The sequence below is a fragment of the Massilia oculi genome (assembly GCF_003143515.1).
Taxonomy (GTDB): Bacteria; Pseudomonadota; Gammaproteobacteria; order Burkholderiales; family Burkholderiaceae_D; genus Telluria; species Telluria oculi.
On record NZ_CP029343.1, the window covers coordinates 3,668,896 to 3,684,503 of the forward strand.

Below are 15,608 nucleotides of genomic sequence, written 5' to 3' on the forward strand. Positions count from 1 at the left end.
GTTCAATCCATCACCAGCAGCAGGCCGCGGATCACCACCATGGCGGTCAGGCCCTGCAGGGTCACGTAGTGCCAGATCAGCGCGATATTGTCGCGCGTGGCGCGGTTCTCCGGCCGGATGAAGCCGCGCCACACCCGCACGCACAGGTAGGGCGCGGCGAGCAGCAGCACGAACAGCATCACGCCCTGGAAGCCGAGCATGATCGAGATCGAGGCGTTCCACGCATCCTTGGTCCCGTCCAGGTGCACCAGGCGCCAGCTGTGCACGTCGACCAGGAAGGCGGCCGTGGTGCAGGCCAGCGCCGGAAGCAGAGTCCAGGCCATGCCGTGGCCCTTCAGGCGACCACTGAACCAGACCAGCGCGGAACCCGCCAGCAGCAGCGCCGCCGCGGCGATGGTGTATGTCCCGTCGGGCAGCGAGGCGCCCGGCGGCGGGCAGATCTCGAGCCGCATCGAGGTGTGGATGTAGGTGTAGGCGAAGGACCAGAAGATCCCGTAGATCACGATCAGCATGATGAAGGTTCCCCACCACGAATGCGAGGCCGCACCAACCGCCCCGATCGGCAGCTTGATGCCGCCGCCAATCGGCGCATGCGTCATGTTCACGCTGCGGTCCGACTGCCACAGCCAGCCGATGATGGAGGCGATGGCGATGATGCCGCAAATAGTGGCCAGCACCATCGCCTTCACGGTCAGCAGCAGGAAGAAGCCGGCGGTGCCGGCGGCGCCGATGACGGTCAGCCAGCTGTCGCCGGGCAGGATCATCAGGTAGGTAGGCTTCGCGCTCACCGGGCTGGTGGCGATCGTCTCGCGGCGGCCGGTGACGGTATTGGGCAGGTAGTGGCGGCCTTCTTCCACTTCCTTCGACAGGGTCGGCTGGTCCCACAGCGGATCGTTTGATGTGATGATCGGGATGCTGCGGTTGCCGTAGTCTTCGTTGGGAAGCCACTCGAGCGTGGCCGCATTCCATGGATTGCCCGTCTTTTTCGCCGGACGGCGCAGCGTGCGGGCGGCGTCGACGATCATGGCCAGGATACCGAGGGCGAACATGAAGGCGCCGACGGTCGAGACCATATTGAGCCAGTCCCAGCCCATCTCGTGCGAGTAGGTATAGACCCGGCGCGGCATGCCGTACAGGCCGGTGATGTGCATCGGGAAGAAGGTGATGTTGAAGCCGCCGAACAGCAGCCAGAAGATCGGCTTGGCCCAGCGCTCGGACATCTGGTTGCCGTTCACCAGCGGCATCCAGTAATAAATGGCGGCGAACACCGGGAACACCATGCCGCCGATCAGCACGTAGTGCAGGTGGGCGACGATGAAATAGGTGTCGTGCACCTGCCAGTCGAACGGGATCACGGCCACCATCACGCCGGTCAGTCCGCCGAGCACGAAGATGAACATGAAGCCGAGCATGAAAAGAGTTGGAGCATTCAGCTTGATGCGGCCACTCCATAATGTGGCGATCCAGCCGAACACCTGGATACCGGTGGGGATCGCGACCGCCATGCTGGCCGCCGAGATCAGGCTCATCTCGAGCACGCCCAGGCCGGCGGTGAACATGTGGTGGGCCCACAGGCCGAAGCTGAAGATGCCGACGCCGACCAGCGCCACCACGATCACGCGCCGTCCCACCAGGCGGTTCTGGGCGATGGTGGGGATCATGGTCGAGATCATGCCGGCCGCCGGCAGGAAGATGATGTAGACCTCGGGGTGGCCGAAGAACCAGAACAGGTGCTGCCAGATCAGCGGGTCGCCGCCGCGCTCGGCATCGAAGATCGGCATGTTGAAGGCGCGCTCGAGTTCGAGCAGCGCGGTGCCGGCGATCACCGCCGGGAAAGCGATGATGATCATCACGCCCACCACCAGCATCGCCCAGGCATAGACCGGCATGCGGCGCAGGGTCATGCCCGGCGCGCGGGTGAACAGGATGCCGACGATCAGCTCGATCGCGCCGGCGATCGCCGAGATCTCGATGAAGCCGATGCCCAGCAGCCAGAAGTCGGCGTTCAGGCCGGGCGAATACTTCATGCCGGTCAGCGGCGGATACATGAACCAGCCGCCGTCCGGCGCCAGGCCCCAGAACAGCGTGCAGAAGAAGGCCAGGCCGCCGAAGGCGTAGGCCCAGAAGGCATACGCCGACAGGCGTGGGAAGGGCAGATCGCGCGCGCCCAGCATATTGGGCAGCAGGTAGACCGCGATCGCCTCGACGATCGGGATCGCGAACAGGAACATCATCACGGTGCCGTGCATCGTGAAGATCTGGTTGTAGGTGCTGGCCGCCACCAGGTCGTTGTCCGGCACCGCCAGCTGCACCCGCATGATCAGGGCCAGGATGCCGGCCAGGATGAAGAACAGGATCGCGGTCCCGATGTACAGCAGGCCAATATTGGTGTTGTTGACCGACTTGAAGAAGCGCCAGCCGCGTGGCGTTTCCCAGATCTCTTCGAGACGGGTCAGCTCCAGCGGCGGGCGTGGCAGGGAATTGGGTAAGGCGTCGTCGTTCACGGTAGCGTCGCGCGTCGTCATTTCAGGTGCTCGAGGTAGGTGGCCAGTGCGCGCAGGGTTTCGCCGTCCAGGTCTTGTGAAGGCGGCATGAACACGCCCGGCTTGATGGCTTGCGGGTCGGCGATCCAGCCGGCCAGCGTGCCGCGGTGGTTGCGCAGGGTGCCGGCCGCGATCTCGCGGCGGCTGCCGACGTGGGTCAGGTCGGGCCCAAGGCGCGAGGTGTCGGCGATGCGCGCCTGCTCCGAGAACGGCGGCACGTCGGTGACGCCGCGGATCGTGTGGCAGGCCTGGCATTGCTGCGCCAGGAAGGCCTCGCGGCCGCGCCGCAGCACGGTGGTGTCGGCCGGCAGGCTTGGCGCGGCCTGGCGCGCCAGCCAGGCGTCGAACTCGGGGCGCGGCAGGGCGATCACGTGGAAGGCCATGCGCGCATGCTGCTCGCCGCAGTATTCGGCGCACTGGCCGCGGTACACGCCCGGCTTGTCGGCGCGCAGGGTGAGGCCGGTGACGCGGCCCGGGATCATGTCGCGCTTGCCGGCCAGCGACGGCACCCACAGGCTGTGGATCACGTCGGACGCCGTCATGCCGAGGTAGACCGATTCGCCGACCGGGATGTGGATTTCGTTGGCGCTGATGATCTCGCGGTTGGTCGCCGGGTCGCGGTAGCGCACTTCCCACCACCACATTTTGCCGGTGACCGAGATCGTCATCGCCTCGTGCGAGGTCTGCGGCGCCAGCTGCGCGCTGCGCCAGGTGCTCCAGGCGAGCAGGGCCGTAAGCACCACGACCGGGAAGGCGATGCCGGCGCCAAAGATCCAGATGGCGGGCCGGATCGGACGCGCCTGGCGCCGCATGGCCAGGGTCAGCAAGGCCATCACGAAGACGAAGATCAGCGTGCCGCCGACAAACAGCACCCACGTGAACTGGTGGATGATGGCGGCGTCGGCGCCGGCCGGGTGGAGGACGGATTGCAGGTCGTTCATTTCAAGGTATACATGAATGCGGCCATATGACGCGCCTCTTCTTCGGAAATGCCGAGCGCGGGCATCAGCGTGCCGGGCTTGACCGCGGGCGGATTGCGCAGGAAGCGCACCATGTTCTCGGGCTGGTTCGGGATGCTGCCCGCGATATAGCTCAGGCGACCCATGTATTGCAGCGACGGACCGGCGTCGCCGTTCGTGCCCTGCACCTCGGGAATATAGTGGCAGGCCGCGCACTGGTATTGCTGGGTCAGCAGGCGGCCGCGCTCCGGATCGCCGCCGTCGACGCGGCTGGGCTTGTCCTGGCTGCCGCAGCCGCTGGCCAGCACCGCACACAGCAGCATGGCGCCGGCGCGCAGCGCAGGCTGCAAGCGATCGTATTGACGGATATTCATGCGCACGGTTGGTTTTTTCGTGAAAAAGCTGTGGCTTTTATAATACAAGAAATCCGATGTCATTTTTTTAACTGAGCGGCCTAAGTGATGCTATCCAATCGCGCACGACTTATCGTCAAGACCATGGTGCTGACCCTGCTGGGGGCTGGACTGATCGGCGCCGTCATCGGCCTGGTCGTCCTGCGCTGCGGCTTCTACAACATCGCCGCCACCCAGCAGCACTACCCGCTGATCTACACCGTCTTCGAGGAAGGCTTGCAGTATTCGGTGCAGAACCATGCGCGCGACATCCAGGTGCCGGCGGGACTGGGCGCGCCGGAGCAGCTGCTGCGCGGCGCCGCCGTCTACAAGGCCAACTGCATCCAGTGCCATGGCGGACCGGGCGTGGCGCCGCTCAAGCAGGGCATGAGCATGCAGCCGGCTCCTGGTCCGCTGGTCGACGCCGACGTCAACTGGGAAACGCGCGAGCTGTACTGGATCACGCGCAACGGCATCAAGATGAGCGGCATGCCGGCCTGGGAATATCACCTGAGCGACAACGACATCTGGGCCGTGGTGGCGTTCGTGTCGGCCATGCCGGACATGACGCAGGAAGACTTCCGCCGCATGACGTCCGTCGGCGGAGCGCCGGCAAACTCGACGCAAGGGGAGGCGCCATGACCACCGCACGCATTCCCGCCATGATGGCGCTGGCCATGGTGCTGGCCGCCTGCGGCCCGACGCGGCCGGCGCCCGGCATCCAGGGCGATCCCGAACGCGGCAAGATCGCACTGACCCAGTACGCCTGCCATTCCTGTCACGCGGTGCCGACCATCGCCGGTTCGAAAGTCTTCGTCGGCCGTCCGCTCGCGGACGTGGCCGACCGCCGCTACATTGCCGGCAAGGTGCCCAATACCCAGGCCAACCTGGTGCGCTGGATCATGGATCCGCAGTCCATCGACCCGGGCAATGCAATGCCGGCCATGGGCGTGAGCGAGCGCGATGCGATCGACATCAGCGCCTATCTGCTCAGTCAATAGCCGATCCTTCAATAGACCGATCCTTGGTATCATCCCCGGTTTGACGCGGGCCGCCACGGCCCGCGCGTTCACGACGAGGAAGACGACAATGAGATTGGTGCGCTATGGCCGCCCGGGCAAAGAGAAGCCGGGCCTGTTCGACGAAGAGGGCCGCCTGCGCGACCTGTCCGGCATCATCGACGACATCGATGCGTCGGTATTGGGGAACAAGGCGCTGCGCAAGCTGGCGAAGATCGACCACAAGACCCTGCCGCTGGTGCGCGGCAATCCGCGCCTGGGCGTGCCGGTCAAGGGCGTCGGCAAATTCATCGGCATCGGCATGAACTACGCCGACCACGTCGCCGAAACCAAATCCACCACCCCAAGCGAGCCGGTGTTCTTCACCAAGGCGATCAGCTCCCTGAACGGCCCGGACGATGCGATCGTGCTGCCGAAAGGCGCGAAGAAGACCGACTGGGAGGTCGAGCTGGGCGTGATCATCGGCGAGCGCGCCCAGTACGTGCGCGAAGAAGACGCGCTGAAATACGTGGCCGGCTACTGCGTGGTCAACGACGTCTCGGAGCGCGCCTTCCAGTTCGAGATGGGCTCGCAGTGGGACAAGGGAAAAGGCTGCGACACCTTCGGCCCGGTCGGCCCCTTCCTGGTCACGCGCGACGAGATCCTTGACGTGCAGGACCTCGACCTCTACCTGGAGCTGAACGGCAAGCGCATGCAGACCGGGAACACGGGCAGCATGATCTTCAGCGTGGCGCAGATCGTCAGCTACGTGTCGCGCTTCATGACCCTGGAGCCGGCCGACATCATCACCACCGGCACCCCGCCGGGAGTGGGCATGGGCCGTTCGCCGCAGCGCTTCCTGAAGAAGGGCGATCAGCTGCGCCTGGGGATCGCGGGCCTGGGCGAGCAGCAGGCCGAGGTGGTGGCGTTTCCAAAATAAGGGCAGAGCGGCGCGCGGTCTGCCGGATGAATTCCTGGCGGGCCGTTTGCTGAACACCAGGCCTTTCTGCCGGTTCCCATCGCTGGCCAGCGCCTAGCGATCGAGATCATAATCCTTATCGCTGAGCTCTTCCTTGGCAAGCTTTAGTAATGGATATGCCGGCCTTTTTTTCCCTCCGCGCTTCGTACCGGAAAGGCTTTCCTTGTCCCTGATCGTGTCAGCCACATCCTTGTCGGGAATGCCGAATCGCCCACCGAATCGGGTCGTCCATATCACATACAGGTGCTGAAAGGCTATGCCACGGTAATAGTCGTTCTCCTTCGTATAGAAAATGGAGTCGTCTCTCAGTTTTGCCATGTGATTTCGCACGCAGTTGAACCGCGCGCCTTCACCGGCCAGTTTTGTGATCGGATCGAAGCGCTTGACAGTTGCCGGGGCGGTTGCGTCCAGCAGGCTGCCGGAGTGCTTCTCGTGCAGGTGTGAGTATCGGAAGACCGAAGGAGCATCACTGAAGCGCTCTCGCCCTTTTTCCATTCCACCGCTCAAGCCTGCCTGGCCATCAGGCGTCTCGACAATGGAAGATACATAGCCATCCATATCGTTGCTATGTTGATAGGAAATACTGAAGGCGCCGCCTGTGCCGGCTTTCCGGTCGCCGTATGAAAATGCTGTCTCGTGGATGAACGGGTCCACCGTGGGTACTGCGGGCTCGTCAAATTGGCCTGTGGTATAGATGCGCCCGTTCTTTCCCTTTCGGTCTGAAGACTCAGCCGCCCATTTCTGTACCCCCTTGCCTACGTCAGCAGCCAGGCGGGCGCTCTCCTTGAGCACATCCGCTCGAGTAAGGACGATCTGGGGTTCGGGGTTGCCATAGATCAGTCCATTATGTGCATTGTCGCCTATGATCTTGCCGCGTCGTCCAGTGGACGCAACATCGAGTTGCGCGTGCAATCCTGCATTCTCCAGCGTCTTGCGTTGTATGGGCAGTGGACTGCCGGTGTGCCGATCCGCGGCCGTTTGCCAGTGGCTGCCCGGCTCCAGCCGCCGGCTGCTCTGGACCGCCGCCTGCAGACGCCGTAGTTGGCTTGTCTCGGGGCGATGATCCGCCTGGTATGCGGCCCGTTCGGTCCGATCCTGCAGTGGAGCGGTGTCCGGGGGCGCGACGATGCCGCCAGCTTGCGTTCTTTTATCAGCATACTCAGTCATGTCCGCCAATCCATTGGTTAGCACATCGAATGCGCAACAAGAATAAAGCATTTTCCACGGCAGGCAGGAGATCCTGACGGCCATTTTAATCGCAGCAGCCTTGCTCCGGCATGCGCCGGACGCCTTCCTCCGGCACGGCCGTCCGCGCGGTGTTCATCACCATCGCCAGGAAAGTGTAGTAGCCGTTGATCCCGATGAGGTCGACCACGCCCTGCTCGCCGAACAGCGCGAGCGCGTCGGCGTACACCCGGTCCGACACCGCCTTGTGCTCGTGCAGCTGGGTGCAGAAGTCGTGCACCACCGCCTCGTCCACCAGCATCTCGGCGGGCCGCTGGCGCGCCGCGATGGCCGTGATCACCGACGACGGGATTCCCACCTCGGCCGCGATCGGCGCATGGATCGCCCACTCCACCTGCTGGTCCCACTGGCGCGCCGTGACCAGGATCGCCAGCTCCGACAGGCGCACCCCGATCGTGCTGCGGTAGCGCAGGTACTCGCCCATGCGCTGCGCATGGCGCATCAGCTCGGGACTGCGCAGCAGCGGCACGAAGGGGCCGTAGACGGCGCCGCGCGGGCCGGCGGCGATTTCCTGCGCGGCCGCGCGCTGGGCGTCGTTCAGTTCGTGGTCGGGGATGGGGCCCAGGCGCTCGCTCGTTTGCTCACTCATCTGTTGTTCCAATAGTGATCCCAAGAAAATATTCGCACGGCCTGCGCTAAAAATCAAAAGAAGCCGGCACTCCCGCGCTTATCGTCAAGCGTCGTCCCTTTCGGAGATCGGAGGTAAGCTTTCATGAGCCACATCATCCACCGCAGCCTGCGCCAGGTGCCGCCCCTCGCGGCCGGCGGCGAGGGCATCACGCTCGTCGATACCAACGGCAAGACCTACATCGACGCCAGCAGCGGCGCCGCCGTTTCTTCGCTGGGCCACGGCCACCCGGACGTGATCGCCGCCATGCACCGCCAGATCGACCGCTGCGCCTACGCCCATACCGCCTTCTTCACCACCGACGTGGCCGAGCAGCTGGCCGCGCGCCTGGTCGGGGGCGGGCCGCAAGATATGGGCGGCGTGTATTTCGTCTCCGGCGGCTCCGAGGCGATCGAGACCGCGCTCAAGCTGGCGCGCCAGTACTGGGTCGAGATGGGCGAGCCGCAGCGCACCCGCTTCCTGGCGCGGCGCCAGAGCTACCACGGCAACACGCTGGGCGCGCTGGGCGTGGGCGGCAACGAATGGAGAAGGCGCGCCTTCGCCCCGCTATTGAAGGACGCGCTGCGGGTGTCGGCCTGCTACGAGTACCGCGGCCGCGCCAGCGGCGTCAGCGTCGACGACTACACCGCCGGCCTGCTGGACGAACTGGAGACCACCATCCTGCGCGCCGGCCCCGAGAACATCATCGCTTTCGTGGCCGAGCCGGTGGTGGGGGCGACCGGCGGCGCGATCCCGCCTACGCCGGGCTACTTCCAGGGCGTGCGCGAGATCTGCGACCGCCATCGCATCCTGTTCATCGCCGACGAAGTCATGTGCGGCATGGGCCGCACCGGCACCATGTACGCGATCGAGCAGGATGGCGTGGCGCCCGACATCGTGGCCGTGGCCAAGGGCCTGGGCGCCGGCTACCAGCCGATCGGCGCGGTGCTGGCGCACCAGCGCATCGTCGAATGCCTGCGCAGCGGCAGCGGCATGTTCCAGCACGGGCACACCTACATCGGCCATCCGGTGGCGGCGGCCGCCGCGCTGGCGGTGCAGCAGGTGATCGAGCGCGACGACCTGCTGGCGCGCGTGCGCAGCCGCGGCGCGGTGCTGCGCCGCATGCTGGGCGACGTGTTCGGGGTGCACGAGCATGTCGGCGACATCCGCGGACGCGGGCTGTTGCTGGCGCTGGAGTTCGTCAGGGACAGGGAAACCAGGGAGCCGTTCGCGCCCGAGCGCAAGCTGCACGCGGCGATCAAGGCCGAGGCGATGGCGCGCGGCCTGCTGGTCTATCCGATGGGGGGAACGATCGATGGGCAGCACGGCGACCACGTGCTGCTGGCACCGCCGTTCATCGCGACGCCGGCGGATCTGTCGGAGATCGTGTCGCGCTTGAGCGATGCTGTGGAGGCGGCGCTGTCGACGTGACCGCGCCGCCGATGGGAGGACTTATGCAACGACCTTGCGAATCCACTTGGCGATGTCCTGCACCTCTTCCAGGCACAGCGTGTGCTGCATCTGGTAGGCATGCCACTCGACCTGGTAGCCGAGCGACTCGAGCACCTTGCGCGAATCTTCCGCGCGCGCGAACGGCACCACCGGATCCTGCACGCCATGCGCCATGAAGACCGGCGTTTTCAGGCTGGCTTCATGGCGCTCCGCGCCGGCCACGCCCGCCAGCGGCAGGTAGCCCGACAGGCACATCATGCCGGCCAGCGGTTCCGGGTGGCGCAGGCCGGTCTGCAGCGTCATCGCGCAGCCCTGCGAGAAGCCGGCCAGGATGATGCGCGAGGCCGGGATGCCGCGTTCCTTTTCGCGCGCGATCAGCGCCTCGACCTGCAGCTGCGAGGCGCGCAGGCCGGCCTCGTCCTCGCGCCGCACCAGGTCGGTGGCGACGATGTCGTACCAGGAGCGCATCACGTAGCCGCCGTTGATCGTCACCGGCATCGTGTTCGCATGCGGGAACACGAAGCGGATGCCGGGCAGGCCCGACAAGTCCAGTTCGCGCACGATCGGCACGAAGTCGTTGCCGTCGGCGCCCAGGCCGTGCAGCCAGACGATGGCAATGGACGGGTTCGGTGCGGTTTCGATCTCGATGTTCTCAAGCAGCTGGCTCATGGCTTCCTTCAGTTAGGCGACAGGCGGACGCAATGCCGATTTGGGACGGAAAGTCTTGCTCACCGCCGGATTGGTTTCCATGTACGGGCCGCCGATCAGGTCGATGCAGTAGGGGACAGCCGCGAAGATGCCGCCGACGACCGTGTTGCCGGCGTCGTCCTTCAATCCCTCGAGGGTTTCCCTGATCGACTTCGGCTGGCCCGGCAGGTTCATGATCAGGGCCGCATGGTCTGCCGTTTCGCGAATGACCGCGGTCTGGCGCGACAGGATCGCGGTCGGCACGAAGCGCAGGCTGATCTGGCGCATCTGCTCGCCGAAGCCGGGCATTTCCTTGGTGGCGACGGCCAGCGTGGCCTCTGGCGTGACGTCGCGCCGCGCCGGACCGGTGCCGCCGGTGGTCAGCACCAGGTGGCAGCGCGCGGTGTCCACCAGCTCGACCAGGGTCGCTTCGATACTGGCGCGCTCGTCGGGGATCAAGCGCGTCTCGACACGAAATGGCGTCGTGATCGCCCCCGCCAGCCACTCGTGCAGCGCCGGGATGCCCTTGTCTTCATAGACGCCGCCGCTGGCGCGATCGGAGACCGACACCAGGCCGATCACCAGTTCCTGATCATTCGTCGTCTGACTCGTCATCAATGGCCTCTTCTTCGGCGTCGGCTTTCTTCTTCTTGCCCAGGTCCTTCAGGATCTGGAAGATCTCGCGGTAGGCCTTCGGCGGCTTGGACTCGGCCACTTCCTTGCGCGCGTTGCGGATCAGGGTGCGCAGGTGCTGGACGTCGAGCTCGGGATTTTCCTCGAGCAGGACGGTCAGGGCCTTGTCGTCGCCAAGGAGCTTCTCGCGGCGGCGCTCGAGCGCATGCAGGGCGGCCGTCTCGGACTTCGAGGCGCCTTTCCAGCTGTCGATGGCGCGCTGGATGGCGGCGACTTCTTCCTCGTCCAGGGTGCGCATCTTCTTGCCCACGAACTGCAGGGCGCGGCGGCGGCCTTCGTGGTTGGTGATGGTCTGGGTTTCGAGGATGACATCGCGCACGTCCTCCGGCATCGGTACGCGCTTGACGCGGTCGCGCGGCGCGTCGACCAGTTGCTCGCCGAGCTTTTGCAGCTCGTTCGACTGGCGCTTGAGTTCCGACTTGGACGGACGGTCGTATTCGGGTTCGAACTCGTTCGACTGGAAGCCGACGGAGCCGCGATTTGGATTAGGCATGATATGAATGGATTTGATTGGCGCGGGGCCGATCAGTGAAAACTGTAAACGGCTGCTATGATAACTGTTTTAGGGCCTGCCACGAAAAACACCTATGAACGACAACGCTTTTACCCACACCCAGGATCAGCTCAAACAGCTGGCGCGCGACGTGCTGGCGTTCGCCCGCGAGCAGGGCGCGACCGACGCCTCGGTCGAGATCAGCGAGGGGAGCGGTTTGTCGGTTTCTGTGCGTAAAGGCAACATCGAGACGATCGAGCAAAACAAGGACAAGGGCCTGGGCGTCACCGTCTACGTGGGCCAGCGCCGCGGCAATGCCAGCACCTCCGATTTCTCGGTCGCCTCGCTCAAGGCGACCGTGGAGGCGGCGGCCAATATCGCCCGCTTCACCGCCGAGGACGATTGCGCCGGCCTGCCCGACGCCGACCTGCTGGAGCTTGCACCCCGTGATCTGCGCTTGTTCTACCCGTGGCAGATCGGCACCGAAGAAGCGGTCGAGCTGGCCAAGCGCTGCGAAAACGCCGCCTTCGAGGTCGACAAGCGCATCACCAACAGCGAAGGCGCCAGCGTCTACGTGCAGCAGTCGCATTTCGTCGGCGCCAATTCGCGCGGCTTCATCGGCGGCTACCCGTTCTCGCGCCACACGATCTCGGTGGCGCCGATCGCCGGCAAGGGCAATCAGATGCAGCGCGACGACTGGTACACCTCGTCGCGCAACCCCAAGGAACTGGCCAGGCCCGAGAAAGTGGGCCGCTACGCCGCCGAGCGCGCGCTGGCGCGCCTGAACGCGCGCAAGCTCAATACCCGCACCTGCCCGGTGCTGTTCGAAGCGCCGCTGGCTGCTGGCCTCCTGGGCGCCTTCGTGCAAGCCGTGTCGGGCGGCGCGCTGTACCGCAAGTCGACCTTCCTGCTCGACACCCTCGGCAAGCAGGTGTTCCCGTCGCACATCCAGATCGTCGAAGACCCGCACCTGGTCGGCGCGGTCGGCTCGGCGCCGTTCGACGAAGAGGGCGTCAAGACCGTGCGCCGCAAGGTGATCGCCGACGGCATGCTGCAGGGGTACTTCCTGTCCTCGTATTCGGCGCGCAAGCTGGGCATGCAGACCACCGGCAACGCCGGCGGTTCGCACAACCTCGAGATCGTCTCGAAGGACACCCGCCGCAGCGACGATTTCGAAGGCATGCTGCGCAAGCTCGGCACCGGCCTGCTGGTCACCGAGCTGATGGGCCAGGGCGTCAACTACGTGACCGGCGACTATTCGCGCGGCGCGTCGGGCTACTGGGTCGAGAACGGCGTCATCCAGTATCCGGTCGAAGAAATCACCATCGCCGGCAATATGCGTGAGATGTTCCAGCAATTCGTTGCCGTCGGTAACGACACCCTCGTACGCGGCAACAAGACCACCGGCTCGATCCTGATCGAGAAGATGGTCGTGGCCGGCAACTGACCGAGGAGAACGCCATGGGCCGATTCGTCCGCATCGACAAGGAAAGCAGCCCCAAGACGGTGCTGCTCAATCTCGACCTGGTGGCCACCGTCGAGCTGGCCCCGCAATCCGACCTGCTCAGCTCGGCCGGCGCGGACGGCCGCAAGGTGTACGCCACCTTCCTCGCGCCCGACAAGACCGCGATCGCGACCCTGCATTTCGACAGCAGCGCGGATGCGAACGCGTGGGTCAAGACCCATTTGGGCGTCGAGCTCTGAACGCACCGCCAAGCGGGATTGTTAGTCGATCGTGAACTGACAATCCGCTTTCCGCATCTTTATCCCAGCAGCGCAGGCCGGCAAGATGGGCCGGTCTTTCACCACGCGCAAGGATCAGCGATGCAAACAACTCATCAGGACACCAGTCCGCCCACGGCGCGCGAGCGCCTGCTGCTGCCGCAACTGGACGCGTTCCATCAACGCGCCGAACCCGTCTTCTACGCCCTGCTGCGCTTCGTTTTCGGCGTCGTCATGTTCACCCACGGCCTGCCCAAGGCGCTGGGCATCCCGCATGGTTCGATGGCCGATCCGATGGCCGGCTCGATCCGGCTGATCCAGGACGTGATGGGCTTGCCGTTCGCGCCGCAGCTGGCCTTCCTCGTCATGCTGCTCGAGACCGGCGGCGCGCTGATGCTGGCGCTGGGATGGTGGGCCAGGCCGGTCGCGTTCCTGATCGCCCTGCAGATGGCCGGCATCTGCCATGCGCTCGGGCCCACCTGGCCGTGGATCGACCGCGGCATCGAGTTCCCCTTCCTGATGGGCTTTCTCGCCCTGTACATCGCGGTGCGCGGCAGTGGGCGCTTCGCGCTGGATCGCCGGCCTGGCGTGACGATCTGACCATGGCGCGCCCATGAAAAACGCCCCGGCATGCGGGGCGCTTCACACAAGCCGCGCCAGCGGCGCATGCTTACTTGACCGCGCGGATCGCGTTCAGCACCGGCTGCAGCACCGCGGCGCCCAGGCGCGCGCTGCGTGCGCCGTCCCAGCCGACTTGCGGATCCGGGTCGTTGGCGTTGTCCTTGAACGGGAGTTCCAGCGTGAGCGACAGGCAGCCAAAGGCGTGGGTGATGTGCGGCGAACCCATGGTCAGGGTCTCTTCGGTGTACGGCGTGGCGCCGTAGCCGTGCACGTCCTGGAAGTCCGGGCTGGCGATCTTGAAGTCGGCGATGAAGCGGTCTTGCGCCGCGCCTTGCTCCTGGGTGAAGTTCGGCAGCGATTCGCTGCCGGCCACGAACACGTAGGGCAGGCCTTCGTCGCCGTGCACGTCCAGGCACAGGTCGACGCCGGTTTCGTGCATCTTCTTCAGGACCAGGAACACCTCGGGGCTGCGCTCCATGCTCGGATTGAGCCATTCGCGGTTCAGGTTGGCGCCGGCCGCATTGGTGCGCAGGTTGCCGCGCACCGAGCCGTCCGGGTTCATGTTCGGCACCACGTAGAATACCGATTCCTTCAGCAACTGGCGCCCGAACGGGTGGGCCGGATCGAGCAGCGCGTCGAGCATGCCCTCGACGAACCATTCGGCCATCGTCTCGCCCGGATGCTGGCGCGCGATCACCCACACCTTCTTCTTGCCTTCGGCCGGTTCGCCGATCACCAGCATGTTCAGGTCGCGGCCGTCGACGGTCGAGCCCAGGTCGAGCATGCGCACGTTTTCCGACATCTGGGCGCGGTCCAGCAGCTCCAGGTGGCGTTCCCACGAATACGGCTCGAAATAGGCGTAGTAGACGCTGTCCATGCCCGGGGTGTGCTCGATGGTGAGCACCTGGCCATCGAAGGTGGTCGGCACGCGGAACCAGTTGACGCGGTCGTAGCTCGCCATCGCCTGGTAGCCTTCCCAGCCGGCCGGATAGGCGGCCTTGCCGGCGTTGAGCAGGCGGATGGAGCAGGCTTCGCCCTGCGCGCCCTGCAGGCGGAAGTAGAACCACTGGATGATGTCGGCGTGCGAGTCCTTGCGGATGTTCAGGTCGATGGCGTTGGCGCTGGTGGCGTTCACGACCTCGATGGCGCCAGCGTCGAACTGGCTGCTGATCTTGATAGACATGGTGTTGTCCTGTGTTGGGAAGGTACGTTGAAGCATCGATGATACCCGTTTTCGATCATCGCTAGGCGGGCCTGGCGCCCGGCAGGGCGGCGAAATGGCGCTGCAAGGCATCCAGCGCAAGCCGCACCTTGGCCGGATCGCCGTCGCGCCGCGGCGTCATGGCCGCCACTGGCAGTGCCGGCAATTGCCAGTGCGGCAGCACGCGCACGAGAAGTCCGCGTTCCAGCGCGGGATGCACGTCGGCGTGGCCCAGCAGCGCGAGGCCCATGCCCTGTTCGCACATCTGCTGCAGCGAGAGCTGGTTGTTGCTGACGATGCGCACGCTGACGCGCATGCGCTCGCGCTGCTCCCCCTGCCGCAGGTCGAGTTCCATTGACGGCGCTTCTTCGTCGCCTTTCGGCTCGGTCGCCTGGCGCATCGAGCCCAGCCAGTGATGGTCTTGCAGCGCCTGCGGCGTGTCCGGCATGCCGTGGCGTTCGATATAGGCCGGCGCCGCGCATATGACGACGTCGAACTGGCACAGGCGGCGCGCGATCCAGCCCGAATCGGGCAGGCGGCCGGCGCGCAGGGCGATGTCGATGCGCTCGTCGATCAGGTCGATCATGGCGTCGTCGACCAGCAGCCGCAGGCGCAGCTGCGGCCAGGCGGCCAGCACCGGCGCCAGCGCCGGTGCGATGTGCAGGCCGAAGCCCACCGGCGCCGCCACCCGCAGCTCGCCGCTGGGCGCGTCGCGCGCATGCAGCAGCGAGTCGCTGGCGGCATTGGCGGCCGCCAAGAGGCGCAGGCAGTGCGGATAGCAGCGCGCGCCGGCCTCGGTCAGGGTCAGCTTGCGCGTCGAGCGGTGCAGCAGCATGACGCCGGCCTGCCGCTCGAGCGCGCGGATGGTCTGGCTGACGGCGGACGGGCTCATGCCGAGCCGGCGCGCGGCGGCGCTCATCGAGCCGCCCGAGACTGTCTCGGCGAATACCGCATAGGGTTTTAGGTCATCCATTTATAAGCCTGGCTTCAAGGTGATAGTGATTTTTGCCATCTTA

17 protein-coding genes are annotated in these 15,608 nt (G+C 65.6%); 7 read left to right on the top strand and 10 right to left on the bottom strand.

What is annotated here, in order from left to right; genetic code table 11:
* Positions 1 to 2: 2 nt before the first annotated feature.
* The 3 genes from ctaD to DIR46_RS16720 are packed head-to-tail and all read right to left on the bottom strand — an operon-like array spanning position 3 to position 3,876.
* Complete coding sequence (gene ctaD, locus DIR46_RS16710; protein ID WP_109346233.1) at positions 3 to 2,525, bottom strand: cytochrome c oxidase subunit I; 2,523 nt, start codon at positions 2,523 to 2,525, stop codon at positions 3 to 5.
* Positions 2,522 to 3,484, bottom strand: a complete 963-nt coding sequence (coxB, locus tag DIR46_RS16715; RefSeq protein WP_109346234.1) for a cytochrome c oxidase subunit II — start codon at positions 3,482 to 3,484, stop codon at positions 2,522 to 2,524. Before coxB ends, ctaD begins: the two co-directional genes overlap by 4 nt.
* Entirely contained in the window at positions 3,481 to 3,876 is a 396-nt protein-coding gene (locus tag DIR46_RS16720; protein WP_109348051.1) for a c-type cytochrome, read from the bottom strand. Before DIR46_RS16720 ends, coxB begins: the two co-directional genes overlap by 4 nt.
* 87 nt (positions 3,877 to 3,963) lie before the next feature.
* Between DIR46_RS16720 and DIR46_RS16725 the strand changes: the two genes are divergently transcribed.
* The 3 genes from DIR46_RS16725 to DIR46_RS16735 all read left to right on the top strand — a co-directional run bounded on the left by DIR46_RS16725 (position 3,964) and on the right by DIR46_RS16735 (position 5,832).
* The gene (locus tag DIR46_RS16725; RefSeq protein ID WP_109346235.1) at positions 3,964 to 4,536 is read left to right on the top strand and encodes a c-type cytochrome; all 573 of its coding nucleotides are present in this window, start codon (positions 3,964 to 3,966) and stop codon (positions 4,534 to 4,536) included.
* Entirely contained in the window at positions 4,533 to 4,895 is a 363-nt protein-coding gene (locus tag DIR46_RS16730; protein ID WP_109346236.1) for a c-type cytochrome, read from the top strand. The genes DIR46_RS16725 and DIR46_RS16730 overlap by 4 nt, the downstream gene beginning before the upstream one ends.
* Before the next feature lie 88 nt (positions 4,896 to 4,983).
* Positions 4,984 to 5,832: a fumarylacetoacetate hydrolase family protein gene (locus DIR46_RS16735; RefSeq protein WP_109346237.1), complete on the top strand. Its 849-nt coding sequence runs from the start codon at positions 4,984 to 4,986 to the stop codon at positions 5,830 to 5,832.
* Positions 5,833 to 5,925: 93 nt separating this feature from the next.
* Here the strand turns inward: DIR46_RS16735 and DIR46_RS16740 are convergent, their stop codons facing one another.
* Together DIR46_RS16740 and DIR46_RS16745 are read right to left on the bottom strand one after the other, a co-directional pair.
* Positions 5,926 to 7,122 carry a hypothetical protein gene (locus DIR46_RS16740; RefSeq protein ID WP_109346238.1) on the bottom strand — a complete coding sequence of 399 codons (1,197 nt, stop codon included), beginning with the start codon at positions 7,120 to 7,122 and terminating at the stop codon, positions 5,926 to 5,928.
* Position 7,123: 1 nt separating this feature from the next.
* Positions 7,124 to 7,705, bottom strand: coding sequence for a carboxymuconolactone decarboxylase family protein (locus tag DIR46_RS16745; protein WP_109346239.1), 582 nt, complete (start codon positions 7,703 to 7,705; stop codon positions 7,124 to 7,126).
* Positions 7,706 to 7,828: 123 nt separating this feature from the next.
* Between DIR46_RS16745 and DIR46_RS16750 the strand changes: the two genes are divergently transcribed.
* Positions 7,829 to 9,154, top strand: coding sequence for an aspartate aminotransferase family protein (locus DIR46_RS16750; protein ID WP_109346240.1), 1,326 nt, complete (start codon positions 7,829 to 7,831; stop codon positions 9,152 to 9,154).
* A 21-nt stretch (positions 9,155 to 9,175) separates the two neighbouring features.
* Here DIR46_RS16750 and DIR46_RS16755 read toward each other — a convergent pair whose 3' ends face one another.
* From DIR46_RS16755 to yjgA, 3 genes are read right to left on the bottom strand one after another with little or no spacing between them, the layout of a single operon-like run.
* Positions 9,176 to 9,844: an alpha/beta hydrolase gene (locus DIR46_RS16755; protein ID WP_109346241.1), complete on the bottom strand. Its 669-nt coding sequence runs from the start codon at positions 9,842 to 9,844 to the stop codon at positions 9,176 to 9,178.
* A 12-nt stretch (positions 9,845 to 9,856) separates the two neighbouring features.
* Positions 9,857 to 10,477, bottom strand: coding sequence for a molybdopterin adenylyltransferase (gene mog / locus DIR46_RS16760; protein ID WP_109346242.1), 621 nt, complete (start codon positions 10,475 to 10,477; stop codon positions 9,857 to 9,859).
* On the bottom strand, positions 10,455 to 11,048 hold the full coding sequence (gene yjgA / locus DIR46_RS16765) for a ribosome biogenesis factor YjgA (RefSeq protein ID WP_109346243.1): 594 nt from the start codon (positions 11,046 to 11,048) through the stop codon (positions 10,455 to 10,457). The genes mog and yjgA overlap by 23 nt, the downstream gene beginning before the upstream one ends.
* Positions 11,049 to 11,142: 94 nt before the next feature.
* Here yjgA and pmbA point away from each other — a divergent pair, with 94 nt between their 5' ends.
* The 3 genes from pmbA to DIR46_RS16780 all read left to right on the top strand — a co-directional run bounded on the left by pmbA (position 11,143) and on the right by DIR46_RS16780 (position 13,370).
* Complete coding sequence (gene pmbA, locus DIR46_RS16770) at positions 11,143 to 12,495, top strand: metalloprotease PmbA (protein ID WP_109346244.1); 1,353 nt, start codon at positions 11,143 to 11,145, stop codon at positions 12,493 to 12,495.
* Positions 12,496 to 12,509: 14 nt separating this feature from the next.
* Positions 12,510 to 12,752 carry a hypothetical protein gene (locus tag DIR46_RS16775; protein WP_109346245.1) on the top strand — a complete coding sequence of 81 codons (243 nt, stop codon included), beginning with the start codon at positions 12,510 to 12,512 and terminating at the stop codon, positions 12,750 to 12,752.
* A 120-nt stretch (positions 12,753 to 12,872) separates the two neighbouring features.
* Positions 12,873 to 13,370, top strand: a complete 498-nt coding sequence (locus tag DIR46_RS16780) for a DoxX family protein (protein ID WP_109346246.1) — start codon at positions 12,873 to 12,875, stop codon at positions 13,368 to 13,370.
* Between the two features lie 70 nt (positions 13,371 to 13,440).
* On the opposite strand, the gene DIR46_RS16785 is transcribed toward DIR46_RS16780, so the two are convergent.
* Both DIR46_RS16785 and DIR46_RS16790 read right to left on the bottom strand, forming a co-directional pair.
* A complete protein-coding gene (locus DIR46_RS16785) occupies positions 13,441 to 14,574 on the bottom strand; it encodes a M14 family metallopeptidase (RefSeq protein ID WP_109346247.1) in 1,134 nt (377 codons plus the stop codon).
* 61 nt (positions 14,575 to 14,635) lie between these two features.
* Positions 14,636 to 15,565 (bottom strand): LysR family transcriptional regulator, encoded by a 930-nt coding sequence (locus DIR46_RS16790; RefSeq protein WP_109346248.1) that lies wholly within the window; start codon positions 15,563 to 15,565, stop codon positions 14,636 to 14,638.
* Positions 15,566 to 15,608 lie beyond the last annotated feature (43 nt).